The following is a 15,177-nucleotide window of genomic DNA, read 5'->3' on the forward strand; positions in this document are numbered from 1 at the left end:
CACCTTCGTTTGCGCAGCCACTACACCACCCCAAATGAATCTTCAGCAATCTTTCCTGTGCCCCTAAGCGACCAGCCAAATATGACGATCGCGACTCCAACCACCACGGGCAAGAAGCTGACTCCTGAAACAAAACCAGGCTCCATCCAAACCCCGTCACTCACGTTGAGCTCTGTTGCCAGGGACTCCGCTGCCGTCGTGGAGAGGCTCTGCGCGATGAACGACCCGACTGCTACAATTCCTCCGACAATGATCACATTGGTCGACAAGGCATTCCAGTGAAGCTTGCCGCCGAAGAGCGCTACCGCGCTCCATGCGACAAGAACCAAAGTGGCAAGGGCCACGATGGCCGCTACGACTGAGGCGAGCGTGAAGTCAGCGACGACGCCAGGGTCAACGTTTGAGGCACCTACTGTGGCAGACCCGTTGACGATGAAGTCGACTCCAGGGTTCCATTCTGCTGTCATCGACTCGAGGTCAGCGTCTTGGAGTGGGATCTCGGCAACGAGAGTCCCTTCCGCGCCGCTGAGCTTAGAGACTGCAGATATCAGCGCCCGCCCGAAGAACCAAATTCCGGATAGAAGCGCGATGACCGCCGCCGAAATTGTTGCGCGACTGCGTTGAACTAAAACTGAACCATTATGTTTATCGTTATGCATATCATTACGTTAATCGTTACGCTGATGGGTTGTCAACCCGGTATTGAAAGTTTCTTGTCTCACCTGTTCTGTCTCAGAAGGGAAGGAGTGAGCCCCCGGCGCCCAGCCAAGTCATTTCGCACGGAGAGTGCGGACGAGGACTTATAAGGGGTAGGGGCGCCGGGGGCTCAGCTTATGTGCTGGGACTTAATGAATGGCTACACTGACGTAGCGTTCACCTCCTCGTTCTCACGGCGACGGCGCTTAGCGGCCGCTACGAGGAACAAACCCAGCAATGTGAGAACGCCAGCCATTCCGGCTACGCCCCAGGCCATCTACCCGTCGGTGGAGAATCAATACGATCCGTCATCACCGCACAGCGAGGACTGGCAAACTCAACGATGTTCACAAATCTCGACAAGGTTGTCGAGGGCAATCGCTTCGTGATTGAGAACATGGGTGAAGCTTTCGTGTACCAGGTCGTCTCAACCGACGTGATCGAACCTCATAACACTGTGGGCCTTCGAGTGACGCCCAGTCATATGGAGCAATGAAGCGTTCTGAGCTCTTCAGCTACTTTGTGGTTCTGTGCTCCGATCCGCCGATTCTTTCTAGAGATCGGTCGGCATTCTCGTCGTCCCATACACCGATTCTGAAGCTCTGGGCCGAGTCATGGTGGCGACGAGAGTGACCCACACAATTGGGAGAAGCGCGAGAGCGAAGAACAGCGGCCCGTAGCCAGCATCAGGCTCGAGCATCCGGGCAATACCGAGAATGCCGAGACCTGCAAGCGGCCCAATGAGTTGCCCAAGCGCTCCGGCGGCGCTGAACGCACCGATGAACCGGCCTGCCCGGCGAAGTGGGGCGGTTTCAAGCGCCATCGACAACAGTGCGGAACTGTTCAGCCCAACCGCGACGCCGCTCAAGATCGCCGCTGACGCAACCAGCGGAAGCGGCTCGCATACGGCGCGCATCACCAGTGATACCGCAAGGAGCGTTCCGCCAATCAGAATGATTCTGCGGCCATTCGCAAGGAGCTGTGGGTGCCTCAGAAGCGTGACGCTCGCAGCGATAAGCCCCACAATGGCAGCGACCAGCACCCACACGCTGGAGCGTACCGGAAATTCGACGTCGGCAGCGACGCGATCGGCGAGGTCGAGCGGATGGTAACTCAGGAACGCGGCCATCACTGTGTGAGCGGCGCATTGAATAGCGAGAAGGGTGACTCCTGAGAGCTGCTTCGTCGGTCGGACATCGCGGTGCAGCTGTTCGGGAGCAGTCATGGCGGGTACGCCCGGCGAGCTGAGCTGGGCGAGTTCTCGTCGTGTCCATATGAGAAAAAACATGGGCACGGCGAGGCTCAATGCAGAGAGACCAAAGGTCGTTTCCCAGATTCGTCCGGGCAATAAGAGCAGCACGATTAACGGAATGAGGATTCCGGCGTATCCTCCGAGCACGGCAACGACTGCTCCTCGGCGCCGGTGCCTGGGAAGAGAGGTCGCGAGGATGACCCGCAGCACCGCCATGGCCCCCGAATATCCGAGCTGGGCCACCCCCCACCCCGCTACGAGAGTGAATCGGCTGTCGCCAATGGACAAAACTGTGAGGCCAACGGTGCCGATGCCGGTTCCCGTGAATACCCACATCCAGCGAGTACGTAGCGTGGAACCGTAAAGATCAGAGAGAGCGCCGAGCCCCAGCGCACCTATGACAGCACAAATCGAACCGATGGTCGCAGTTACGGCGACGATGGCGGCGACGTCAAGACCGGCACCAAGTTCGGTCGCGCGGTGTGCGATCCCAGCAACAGCGGGCGGGGTTAGCGCTGCTAGCAACAGCAGCTTGGCAAGGTTCACGGAAATCGCGTTTCGGCGCGAGTTTTTCTCCAAATTTGACAAGCTTCCCCCAAAGATCCCCTGCTTGGTTCATACCCAACCGCAATAGACTGAGCAGCGCAAAGATGGTTACTACTGCGACTCTTCCCGGACGTCGTCGAGTAATCCTGCTTCGTTTGTTACCCGAATTGCCTCGGCGCGGCTCCGCACACCCAGTTTTTTATAGACCTGTTTCATGTACCCCTTGACTGTGTCAGGACTCAGATACAATGACGCAGCTGCCACCCGAACACTCCCCATTTCGATCACCGCTCGGAGCGATTTGCGTTCGGCTTCAGTCAGCGGCGTTACCTCTCGAGAGCTCCCCTGGGAACTATGAGCGACCGGCAGGTCGGGTACGAACAACGCGAGTTGGCGCGCTGCTTCACGAGAAACCACGCGCATGGGCAATGTGAGGTCATGCTCGTGCATGAGAGACGTTGCGCGTCGAACAGAGTCTGTTGCCGTTCTTATATTCTCTAGTCTTCGAGCGCTCTCTGCCTGTAAAAGTAACAGTTCGGCCCGGTTGCGCGGGTTTCCTGCGAGCGAGGGTAAGCGCGAAAGTTTTGTAGCGAGCCCGAGAGCTACATCATTCTCTCCTCGGCTCAGCGCGATGTACACCGAAATTTCGTCATCATGAGATTTTCGTTGTCTGGGAGGAAGTACCTGGCCGGATTGCCAGAGTAGGCGAGCTCTGAGTGTCCGCAACATTTTTTTAGAGAAAGGCTGTGTTGCGAATCTTCCACGTCGCCGATGGAGCTGTCGATTCAGGTAGTCGAGACCCCCGTCCGGCCCCATTCGTGATTCGGCAACGAGCGTTGCGACATAAGTCATAGACGGCCAATGTTCAATCGTAGGCTCGTGTTCGCTGAGTGACTCCAAATGGGAAAGAGATCGGTCAGGGTCACCCTGCTCGAGTGCACTCAACGCCGCCGCAATGCGGAGTCCTGCACCAATATACGAATCGTGCCATCCAACTGGGACACCGAGGCTGAATCCCATTCCAATAAGCTGTCGGCCTCGTTCCATATTGCCTTGCCAAACACTCGACCAAGCAGCTAATGCCGTGGTGTGAGCGAGGTTCCTCGGGAGCATGTCACTGTCGCGAGCAATGAGCGGTTCGATCAACCGGTCAACATCACTGAAACGACCTGAGTGCAAAAGTGTGATAGCGGTTTGCGTCCAAGCCATTTCAATCGAGGAACTCTGAAATGCCGGATCGTCATGTGGGATCTGATTCAGCACCTCCTGCACTCGTTCGGTCATCTGCACTGCGAGGCTTTCGTTTCCGCTGAGGCGCGATGCGACCATGCGCAGGGTCGCGGCTGCAACCCCCTCAAGACCAGACTCTTCCGATTTCTTCGCAAGTCTTGGGCCGGCGAGGAGTTTGAGCCCAGCAGTCACCTGCCTATATCTGCCTGAAGGAAATGCATACTCGTCAATCAAAGCGAACGCTGCAATCACGGGATAACGCTCCCGGACATCAGTCGGGATGCTGCCCATCCCGACTGATAGCCGTTCCCTGCCGAGTGAAAGGTGCATCGGATTGATGAGGAGATCTGACAGGAGTTCCCATGCTTGTGCGAGGATCGCGGCCTTTCTAGCGAATCGTGGACGTACAGTTTTCAAGGCGGACACTGCACGCATATAAATATCGTTAAGCGAGGCGGCACCAATAATAGTCTCGGCGCGCGATCGAAGCTCCGCTCGGATCAGATCATGGTGTCGATACCATCTCGTGCCGGTGTCATCTACCCAGAACCCGAAGCTATGTTCGAACGCGTTCTTGAGGAGATTGTCGGCTTCTTCGGTCGATAGATCGAGCATCGCTCCCAGAGCTTCAGCGGAAACCTCTTCGAAGATCGCTGAAGCACATAGGGCGACCTGGACGTCAGGCTCGCTTGACTCAAGTAGTTGACTGACAAACTCGCGTATGAATGAACCATGCCTGGCCCCACCCGTATCACTGTGACTCAATGCACTCTCAACGACTAAAGCGTGCGCGGCAAGGGGCCAACCCCGACTGTTTTGGTAAATTGATTGAGCCAAAGAAGCTCGATGCTCAGGATCGAGCTTCGGGAACCGGATGCGTAGCAGTTCGTTAATTTCTTCTGGAGAAAGAATGAGGTCTCGCTCATTGAACTCTCGGACAGAGACCCGCATGTGCGCACTCGTTGACGAAAGATGGGGCAGAGAATGTCGGGTGGTGAGGAGGACTGTCAGTGTTGGCACCAGTGCGACCACATCGAGTAGACGCTTCTCCGTTTTTTCAGTCACAATGTGGTGGGCGTCGTCGATCACTAGGAGTAGCTTGCCGGAGCACTCGGAAAGTGCGGTGGCGATGCTGGCCGTCGAGGCTGTAGAGAGCCCGCCGCGAACAAGGCGTTCAGCCAGTGAGCTCCCAGCTAAAAGCCCTGAGTCAATGAGGTTTTGAAACACTCGCAACCAGAAATGTTGGTCGCTGATGTCATCCGGGTCAAGTCGAACCCATACTGCTACCGCATTCGGAGGTGTCGAAAGGTTGTCGGTAGAACGGGGCGCGGCAAATGCGCGTGCGATCTGCGTAGCAGCGATTGTCTTTCCGGTGCCTCCGCCGCCTCGCAAAATAATGAGAGCGGGGTCGTCATGAAGCGCGCTCTCAACCACTCGCGGACGAGGAAGAGGGGGATGCCGTTGCACTGGAAGAAAAAAACATGAAGTCATCATTGGCAAAATTCATTCTATCCTTGTTTTGGGGGGTCTTTAGGTGATCGGCGTACCTTACGTACATTGATCGCGTAGCCAGAGTCGTGCCTCACATACTTTGATCGCGTGCTCCTACGCTGAACCGGTATGAACAAGGGTGTGGTGTCAATGCCGACACGTATCGAAGTCACCAAGCAGCTCAAACAGGCCTATAAAACGGCGACCCGATCCGAGAAATCGAAGATCTTGGATCAGTTCTGCGCGACCACCGGCCTTTCTCGGGTGTCAGCCAGGCGTTATCTCACCAACCCGCATTTGGGTGTGAAGAATGTCTCTCTCATCGATCGGCGCCGTTATCGCCCGACGACGTACTCTGCAGCATCGAAACGGGTGCTGGTGTGGCTGTGGCGGGTCATGATGTACCGTGCGGGAAATACATGCACGAGATGATCCCCGCGTGGATCCCCCGCCTCGAAGCCCATAAGGGCGTGAGGAACGAAATGGTGACAGGTGTGGTTTAGGCCGCGAGTGTGAGCGGCTCGGCTAGCTTCGCTTCGAACTCGATGGGCGTCAAGCCGCCGATGGTGTCCTGGGCGCGCTGGCGGTGGTACTTCCGCTCGATCCAGACGACGATCGCGAGTCGCAGCTCCTGCCGTGTGTCCCAGCGCTGCTGGTTGAGCACGTTCGTTTGAAGAAGCGACCAGAAGCTCTCCATGGCCGCGTTGTCCCCGGCGGCACCGACTCGGCCCATCGATCCGACCATGTCGTGACGGCGCAGCTCACGGGCCATCGCCCGGCTGCGGAACTGGCTACCCCTATCGGCATGCAGGATGCATCCGGCGACCTCACCGCGGCGCGCGACGGCGTTTCTGACGGCGTCGACGGCGAGCTTCGCGGTCATCCGGTCCGAGATCGAATAGCCGACGATTCGGTTGGAGAACACGTCCTTGATCGCGCAGCAATAGAGCTTGCCCTCGCTCGTCCAATGCTCCGTGATATCCGTGAGCCAGAGCCGGTTCGGCGCGTCAGCGCGGAACACCCGCTGGACGTGGTCGTCGAACACGGGCGGGCCGGCCTTCTTGCCCTTCCCGCGCCGTCGGCGCTGCGCGGACGAGAGGATCCCGGCCTGCGAGCACAGCTTCCACGCCGTCCGCCTGCTCATCCGCCACCCCGCCCGGCGGGCTTCGTCGGCGAGGTATCGGTACCCGAACGTCGGGTCCTCGTGGTGCGCGTCGTGGAGCGCGTTGATCCGATACGCGCGGAGCACGTCCGCGTCCCGGACGGGGTCGTTGCGCCACCGGTAGTAGGGCTGGCGGGCGAGCTTGAGGACCCGGCACGACACCGTCACGGGAATCCCCGCGCCGGCGAGCTCAGATACGAGCGGGTACGTCATTTTGGGGAGCCGCCGAGGCGCAGGTTCGCCTGCGACAGATATGCCGCCGCACGGCGGAGAACCTCGTTCTCCTGCTCCAGCAACCGGATCCGCTTCTTCAACTCCCGAGCCTCGGCCGCGTCCGCCGCGGTCTGACCGGGACGGTTCCCGTCTTCGACATCGGCCTGGCGGAGCCAGTTCTGCAGGGTCGCTTCGCTGATACCGAAGTCGGTGGCGATCTGTTTGATGGTGACGCCGCTCTCGCGGCGACGAGCGACCGCGACGACGTCCTCGCGGAACTCTCTGGGATAGGGACCGGGCATGATGACATCCTCCCCGTCAGCGCCTCCCGGCACTAACGATCAGTTGTCACCGATCCGTTCCTCACGCCCGATGCGCTCACGGCTGCGTGGCGTGCGCGTGGCGGTTATCTTCAAGAGGCTGTGTTTCACAGCGACCACGGCTCGGTCTACACCTCGAAAGCGTATGGGCAGCTGTGTAAACAGTACGGGGTGCGCCAGTCGATGGGGCAGGTAGGTTCGTCTGCCGATAACGCGCTTGCGGAATCGTTCAACGCGGCACTTAAGCGTGAGCTCCTTGAGGGGCGGGCCGCGTTTGCTGATCAGGCGAGTGCGTATCGGGCGGTGTTCAGATGGGCGAACCGGTACAACACCAGGCGGAGGCATTCAGCGATCGGGAATATTGCACCAAACGAGTACGAGCGGCGTGAAGCGGATATGCTTCGGAGCGCGGCATAACTATGTGAACAAGATGTCCAAGATCAAGGGTCAAGGCCCACTCCATGAAACCCAGGGCACATCACCAGTCCGCTGCTCGTTTCATGTGTGCCGCGCTCATCCCGCGGATACCTGTGCCTCCGTCACACACCACCACTGTTGGGGTTGGAATCCGTGATAAGCGCCGCCTATGCGGCACTGGATTCTCTTGCAGACCACTGCCAAGCAAGAACCTGGGCATCAGCTTCAGGAATATCCAAACTGTTGGGCAAGTCGCCGGTCCAATCAATCCCTCAGCCGGCCCGGTCCTTTTCTCTGGGGGGGGGGGAATTGGGGGGGTGTTTGGGTTTTTGCCACGGTTTCATGTCACCGTAAATATCAACGACTGCGAGAACCGTGTGCATCGTTTTCGATGTGCGTTGGCGATTAGCGGTTTTGGGTAAGGGGGAATGATGCCAATACTGAGGGCAAAATTTACAACAACAGGAAGATGTCGACCATCTGCCAGGGGACCCTATCTGCAATCAATACTCGTAGGGCTCGGCTGCACGCTCGCCCACGGGGAGGAGAAACGGTGAAGTTTAAACGGAAGCTTGCATCGAGCAGGTCTCGATCGAGAGCTATGGCTCTCCTGGCGACTGTCATCGCCGTCGCGTTTATTGGTGGAGGGCTTGTTGCAGCTCCCGCAGCAATGGCTGCACCAGGCGACGGCACGATGACGGTAGCACTGACACCCGTCGCCCCAAACGGTGACGCCATCACCACTACGGCGCATGGCCAGAACAACAACCAGGTGTCGTTCCGCGTGAACTACACCTGCTCGGTCGCCGACTGTGAAGACGTGCGTGTAGCATTCAGCCCGACCCAGCTGGACCCGTACGGGTTTGGGAAGTCGCTGCTGGCCTACAACTCGTGGACGCGCCCCGATACCTCCCCGACGACGAACAATACGTTCGGTGATGACGAGACTGGCCGCACCTTCCTGCTTGGCAATTTGCCCGCGGGTACCTCTGGTTCATTCATGGTGACGTACGATATCTCGCCCCGGTTGACAGCTGCCCCCAACATGAACCCAGTGAACGCTCAATACTTCCCGAGCGGTTTCGGTATCGAGATGTCTGCGGCGATGAGCGGTGAGAACACCGTGGGCACCGCGGCAGCTACGTCGTCACCCTTGACCTGGACCAGCGTGGTCCCAGAGCCGGCCATCCAGGTGAACGCGCCGGCAAACGGTGCGAAGCCTGATGAGTCGACGCCGTTCACAGTGGGGATGGGTTCAGGCTCATTCGACAGGATCGACGCCACTCGCGTCGGCGGCAGCTCACAGTACGTTGGAGCGGGTAACCACACGACCGTGCTGCAGCTTCCTGCTGAGGCTGTCCCCACGCTACCTATCGCAGACGGTGGCATCTACGACTCCGCGACACATACGATCACCTGGACTACTGGCAGCGAGGCTGCTCCTGTCGACAACGCGACCGGTGGGTGGGGTAGCGCGGACACCTCCGGCTGGGCGAACCGTGGCGTATACCACCCGCGGAACCTGGCACTGACCTTCCCTGCAGCGAACTTCCCCGAGTCGGATGTCAACGGCTGTAACTTCACCAAGGTGTTACAGATGACCGCTGAGACCTCGGTGACCTACCTCGATGCAGATCGCACGACGAAGACTGCAACGAACACCGCTGACGTGGTGGTGTCCTGTTACGAACCCTACATCGGCTCAGATTTCACCAAGGACACCAACACAGGTCTCCTCACCGGCGCGATCCGTAACCTCCCGATCCCGGTCGAGGGTAGCTCAGACTTCTGGTGGGTAACCTCGACCAACAACCGAGGGAATATTCCGATGACCTCGGTCGTCTCGGACACGTTCAACCACGGAGAACTGAAGGTTACTCGTGCGATTTCGACGTACCGTGCAACGTTTGACTACACGCTGGATAACGGTGCTACCGGATCCGCCACGGGAACCGCATTTGATGCACCCGCTGGGCGCCACATCACCTCTATCGTGGTGACGACCCCCGATATTCCAGCTACACGTATCGCACCGGGTGATACTGGCTCGACGTTCAACCGGGTGAACTTCCGATTCTCGGTGGACTCCGCGATGATCCCGGGAACGATGTACACGAACACCGCGACAACGACGGTGTCGTGGCCTGGCCATCCAGACTTTGGCACGCAGGACCGTATGGCGAATCGCCAGATTCGACTCGTCGACGCCGCTCCTACGATTGATGCGACCATCAACCATGCGGTCGAGGGTGGTGGCCAAGCAGTACCCGGCCGCAACGTGACCTTCAACATCGGCGGCAGCGTGACGAACTCGCCCGTGGGTTTCGAACCTGAGTACGTGTTCATTGCACCGGCTGGCTGGAACATCACTGATGGATCAGCAGCGTTCGACGAAACTGCCCCGGCTGGTGCAGAGTTCGAATACCGCACCGCCACGATCAGTGGCACTGAGCGACAGGTCGTAGTTGCGACCTGGCCTACTGGGACTGGGTTCAGCCCGGTTGAGCCGCTTCCGGTGATGAGCGTCGTTGCACAGCCGACATACGCCAACGCCGCGGGTTCAACCTCGGTCGCAAACGGTTGGATGGGTGACGCAAGCCGCACCTGGGTCGCAGGTAACAGCACGTACCGTGTACCGGTGACGAACACCAACAATGTCGACGGCTCGGGCGACACGACCGCGGTGTTTGCTTCGGCAAACACCGGTGTTCCGATCTCGGCGGCTGACAGTCTCTCCGTTGTTAAGGAGATCTGCCAGCCTGACGAAGACGACAACTGTGTCTGGACGAGTGATTCGAGCGAGCCTGTGCAGGTTCCCACCTCGAGTGGTTCCATCGGATACCGCATCACGATCCAGAACACCGGCAACACGGCGCTGACAGACGTGGTCGCCTACGATGCGCTACCGCATATTGGCGACACTGGTCTGATCGATGCCACCAGCTCGGTACAGCGCGGGTCAACGTTCGAACAGCATCTGGATACGGTCTCGAATGTGTCGAGCAACCTCGCTATGACGTACTCGGATTCCACCAACCCGGCACGCCCTGAGGTGAACTCGACGGCAACTGGAACGACGAACGATTGGGCTGCAGGCGCCCCGACCGGAAAGGTCGCGATCCGCGCGGCCGTCACGGGTAACCTCGCACCCGGCGCTACCGCGTCGTTCCAGTATCAGGCGGCTGTAGTTGCTGGCTCGGCGTCTGACGCTATTGCCTGTAACTCAGTGGCAATCTCTTCGAACCGCACTTCGCCTTCTGAGCCGCGCGCGGTGTGCGCGTCGACGGCTGAGGCTGACCTCGAGGCGAGCTCGGTCGCACAACAGAACGTGCAGCTGGATCGTCCAGCTAAGGTTCCGTTTACCTTCGAGAACCTGGGTGGCTCGGCTGTGACACCGGCTACAGTGTCGTTCGATATTCCTGCTGGTGTGACCGTGCGCGAGATCAACTTCCCAGGCTTTGACTGTGACGTGACAAGCGTTTCCGGTCCTGCGACGATCGAGTGCATAAGCGCGACTGATCTGGCACTCGATGTCTCGGTGACGGCTGAGCTTGAGGTTATTCCGACCGCGACTGGCACGTCGATCACGGCGAGTATCAGTGGCCCCCTCAGTGACCCGAATCTCGCAAACAACGAGACGGTCACTGAACTGGTGGCGGCAAACGCTGCGAGCACGATTTGGATCGCCAAGACGGATAACCTCACGGGTGCAATTACTGGGCAGGAGATCACCTATGTTGTGACGGTGAACAATCCGCTCGAGTACGAAGAACTCGTCGATGTTTCGGTCACCGACACACTGCCTGCGAGCCTCACGTTTGTCGAGGCATCTCACGGCGGCACGTTGACGGACGGCACGGTGAACTGGAACCTCGCGTCCATTGCGGCTGGTAGCCAGGCGTCCGTGACAGTGAAAGCTGTTGTGAACACGGGGGCCGTTGGCTCGTTCGTGAATTCCGCATCGGTGACGGCTCAGGATCCTGGCTTCCCCGCCGAGACCCTGACGAGTACCGCGACCGACACCACGGGTATTGACTCGATCACCCTGATGAAGTCTGCTTCTGTCGCGACCACGGGGGACCCCAAGGCTGGCGACATTGTCACGTTTACACTCACTGCAACGAACACCGGCGTGAATGCGCTCTCGTCCGTCACGCTGGTCGACACGCTGCAAGGACTCTCCACGCTTGCGCCGATCTGGCCTGCATTCACGATTCCAGGCGTGCTCGGTGCGAACCAGCAGGTCACCGCGACTGCAACGTACGCGCTGAAGCAGGCCGACGTTGACGCAGGGTTCATCGCGAACACGGCAATAGTGTCGGGTGCATCACCCGGTGGGGCCCTGGCGATAGCGGAAGCAAGCACCAACACCTCGCTGACGCACAGTGCCGCGATCACACTCACCAAGACGGCCCCCGCTGTGGGGCCGGCTGTGGGAGAATCCATCACTTACGGCTTCAGTGTCGTGAACTCGGGTAACGTCACCCTCACGGGGGTAGCCCTCACGGACGAGATGGCAGACCTGTCGCCGCTGACGCTCGAGTGGCCTGGCGATGCGGGCACACTTGCGCCGGGCGAGACGCTCACGGGCACAGCGACCTACACGGTCACCCTGAGCGACGTGAATCGCGGAAGCGTGATAAACGATGCCAGTGTTGAGGCACTCGGTGCTGACGGAACAAGGGTGGAAGACACCAATACGGTGATTACTTCGTTCACACAGAACCCTGTGCTCTCGCTCGAGAAGACTGGTTCACTCGCTGACCCGGAGAACGTTGCCGAAGGCGATCTGGTCACCTTTCAGTTCACTGCAACGAACGATGGGAACGTCACGATCACCGATGTCGCGTTGAGCGACACGATGGAGGGTCTCTCTGCCATCGGTGGTTACACGTGGCCAAGCACACCGGGCACTCTTGAGCCCGGTCAGAGCGTCACCGCTCAGGCAACGTACGCAGTAACCGCTGCTGATTTGGATGCCGGCTTCGTTGAGAATGCCGCGTCAGTGGGTGGCTCCGCACCGGGCGGAACTCCTAGCGGCAGCGACACTGTAACGGTGCCGTTGGCTGCAGATCCGCAGCTGACCTTGGAGAAGAGCCACTTGCTCAGCATGGAGGGTGACAACCCTGTTGCGGGTGACACGATCACCTACGATTTCACAATTGCGAACGATGGCAATGTCACCGTGACCGGGATCGAGCTGATTGACGAGATGGCTGGTCTGTCTGACATTGAGTTCGGCACCTGGCCTGGCACTGCAGGGCGCCTGGCTGCTGGACAGGATGTCACCGCAACGGCGACCTACACGGTCACTCAGGCGGATGTCGACCGTGGTTCAGTGGTCAACACCGCCAACGTGACCGGCACCGGTCCAGGCGACAGCCCCGCTGCTGCTTCGGACACAGTGACCGCGAACTTTCCTGCCGCACCTGCTGTCTCGTTGACAAAGTCGAGTGACTTTGACGAAGACCGTCCGGTTGAAGGCGACACTGTCACCTTCGAGTTCACTGTCCGCAACGAGGGTAACGTGACACTCACTGGTGTGAGCATCACGGACCATCTCGAGGGTTTGAGCGCTGTGACCTACGGCACGTGGCCGACGGCTACCGAGGGTGCGCTTGCACCGGGTGAAATCGTCACCGCAACTGCAACACTGGCACTGACGCAAGCAATGGTCGATGCCGGTGAAGTGGAAAACACCGCAACGGTAAACGCGACTGGTGTTCGAGGTGGCGCAGCCACTGACGATGCTGACGAGACGGTGCTACTTCCTGCAGTGACCTCGGCGGAGTTCACCAAGACTGCCGTTTTTGAGGGTAACCCCGCGAAGCCGGTGGCTGGCGACACAGTGATCTATACGCTCGATGTGAAGAACACGAGCAACGTCACGATGAACCGGGCCGTCTTCGCTGATTCGATGCCTGGGCTCGTCGTGGGCGAGACTCGCTACGAGAGCACTGACGGGATCGCTCTGCCGGGTGAACACATCATTCAGATGATGAGTTACACCCTCACGCAGGCCGACATCGACAGCTTCGACCAGCTGCACAACGAGGCAACGGTCAACGTTGGTTGGGTAAGCGGCGACAGCGACAATCTCTCTGCTGAGAACGATCTCTCGGTGGCTGCTGCTCCTGCAGTTGAGTTCACGAAGACCACTTCGGTCGACGAGAGCACGCTCGAGGTAGGCTCCACGATCACCTACGACTTCAGTGTGGTGAACACGGGTAACGTGACGCTCCACAACGTCGACGTAGTCGATCAGCTCGATGGAGTCTCTGATGTGACGATCACCACCTGGCCCGGCACGGCAGGCGTACTTGCTCCGGATGCCAGCGTTACCGGAACCGCCACTTACACGGTCTCCCAGGCCGACGTAGACGCGGGTATCATCGTCAACACCGCTACGGTCACGACGGATCCTGCGCGCGGTGACGATCCCGAGGCAACTGACAGCGTCACCGTCACCGTCCCAGGTGAAGCAGCGCTGGCGCTCGTGAAGACCGGCGAACTGCCACTCGGCGATGACAGTCGCGTCGGTGACATCGTAACGTTCACCTTCTTGGTCGAGAACACCGGCGACTTAACAGTGAACAACATCGCTATCGAGGATCATCTCGCTGGTGTCAGTGCGGCACAATTCACCGCGTGGCCGAACCCGGCAGCAGCGGGTTCCCTCGCACCCAGCCAGACCGTAACCGCAACAGCCGAGTACGAGCTCACGCAGGCTGACGTTGATGCAGGAGTCGTACAAAACGCTGCGACTGTGGCCGGCGTTTCGGCTCGTGGCGACAATGTCTCTGCTGATGCAGAAACTGATGTCAGCGTTCCCGGCGAAGGCCGCCTCCTCTTCGAGAAGGCTGGCGCTTACATGGGTGCTGGTCCGGCAACAGAGGGTGACCTTGTGGAGTTTTCCTTCATTGTTCGTAACACCGGCGAACTTACGCTCACTGACGTGGCGATCGAAGACAGCCTGACCGGGCTGGACGAGATCCAGTACCAGTGGCCTAATGCTGCCGGTGTGCTCGCTCCGGGCGCCGTGGCAACTGCAACGGCGGATTATGAGCTCACGCAGGCTGATGTTGATGCAGGGGAGGTTGTTAACGCCGCTCGGGCGTCCGCGACACCGTCACGCGGCGACCTGGTCAGTGGCCTCGCGGAGACCACTGTGAGCATTGAAGGCGCCAATGGTCTCGCACTCGTGAAGCGTGCGGTCATCGACGGTGGCAACTCCGACGGTATCGCTCGCCCTGGCGACACGATCACGTTCTCGTTCGAGGTGACCAACACGGGCACCAAGACCGCGAATGACGTCGTGATCAGCGACCCGATGGTCACGATGACTGAGCCGATCAAAACCCTGAAACCGGGTGAGACGGCGACGGTATACGCAGTGCCGTACACCGTGACTGAACAGGATGCTCAGGCCGGCGTGGTCGTCAATACCGCGATTGCCGAGGCCGTGGATATGCAAGGCGACGATCTTTCGTCGCCGAGCAGCACGGTCGAGGTTACCGCCGAAGAGCATCCTATTCCGCAGGCGCCAGAGACTCGGAAGAAGGGTCTCGCGCTCACCGGTGGCCAGATAGCCTGGAGTGTAGTCGGACTGGCTTGTGGGCTCACATTGCTGGGTCTGTTCCTCGTGACGACTACTAAACGTCGTCGTGAAGATGAGGAAGTGGATGCTACGTTCGTGTAGCTATTCGCTGAGTCCCAGCTCATAAACTGAGCCCCTGGTGCCCACACTCCCATAAGCCTAAGTCTGCATCCCCCAATGCGAAATGACTCGGCCGGGCGCCAGGGGCTCGCCCCTTCCCCTTTTGTGCCAGATGAGGTGAGACAAGAAACCT

The 15,177-nt window shown here is 59.3% G+C and carries 5 protein-coding genes and 3 pseudogenes; 4 read left to right on the forward strand and 4 right to left on the reverse strand.

Translation table 11 applies throughout. The features are described 5' to 3' along the window. Positions 1-20: 20 nt before the first annotated feature. Entirely contained in the window at positions 21-659 is a 639-nt protein-coding gene (locus KTJ77_RS01165; protein ID WP_217336695.1) for a hypothetical protein, read from the reverse strand. Positions 660-943: 284 nt separating this feature from the next. Between KTJ77_RS01165 and KTJ77_RS13645 the strand changes: the two are divergent. Next, positions 944-1,192, forward strand: a pseudogene (locus tag KTJ77_RS13645) (sortase); the annotation flags it as partial. 57 nt (positions 1,193-1,249) lie between these two features. Here KTJ77_RS13645 and KTJ77_RS01175 read toward each other — a convergent pair. Beyond that, positions 1,250-2,494: an MFS transporter gene (locus KTJ77_RS01175; protein ID WP_217336696.1), complete on the reverse strand. Its 1,245-nt coding sequence runs from the start codon at positions 2,492-2,494 to the stop codon at positions 1,250-1,252. A gap of 111 nt (positions 2,495-2,605) precedes the next feature. Next, a complete protein-coding gene (locus KTJ77_RS01180; protein WP_217336697.1) occupies positions 2,606-5,158 on the reverse strand; it encodes a LuxR C-terminal-related transcriptional regulator in 2,553 nt (850 codons plus the stop codon). Between the two features lie 186 nt (positions 5,159-5,344). On the opposite strand from KTJ77_RS01180, the gene KTJ77_RS01185 reads away from it, so the two are divergent. After that, the gene (locus KTJ77_RS01185; RefSeq protein WP_217336698.1) at positions 5,345-5,647 is read left to right on the forward strand and encodes a hypothetical protein; all 303 of its coding nucleotides are present in this window, start codon (positions 5,345-5,347) and stop codon (positions 5,645-5,647) included. Between the two features lie 67 nt (positions 5,648-5,714). On the opposite strand, the pseudogene KTJ77_RS01190 reads toward KTJ77_RS01185, so the two are convergent. Beyond that, a pseudogene (locus KTJ77_RS01190) lies at positions 5,715-6,892 on the reverse strand (IS3 family transposase). Between the two features lie 69 nt (positions 6,893-6,961). Between KTJ77_RS01190 and KTJ77_RS01195 the strand changes: the two are divergent. Together KTJ77_RS01195 and KTJ77_RS01200 are read left to right on the forward strand one after the other, a co-directional pair. Further along, positions 6,962-7,327, forward strand: a pseudogene (locus KTJ77_RS01195) (transposase); the annotation flags it as partial. 601 nt (positions 7,328-7,928) lie between these two features. Continuing rightward, the gene (locus KTJ77_RS01200) at positions 7,929-15,026 is read left to right on the forward strand and encodes a DUF11 domain-containing protein (protein ID WP_217336699.1); all 7,098 of its coding nucleotides are present in this window, start codon (positions 7,929-7,931) and stop codon (positions 15,024-15,026) included. Positions 15,027-15,177 lie beyond the last annotated feature (151 nt).

Source organism: Microbacterium sp. NC79 (genome assembly GCF_019061125.1).
Lineage (GTDB): Bacteria > Actinomycetota > Actinomycetes > Actinomycetales > Microbacteriaceae > Microbacterium.

Coding starts and splice junctions, on each gene's coding strand:
- KTJ77_RS01165 (WP_217336695.1), bottom strand. CDS start 659: ATGCATAACGATAAACATAATGGTTCAGTTTTAGTTCAACGCAGTCGC.
- KTJ77_RS01185 (WP_217336698.1), top strand. CDS start 5,345: ATGAACAAGGGTGTGGTGTCAATGCCGACACGTATCGAAGTCACCAAG.
- KTJ77_RS01200 (WP_217336699.1), top strand. CDS start 7,929: ATGGCTCTCCTGGCGACTGTCATCGCCGTCGCGTTTATTGGTGGAGGG.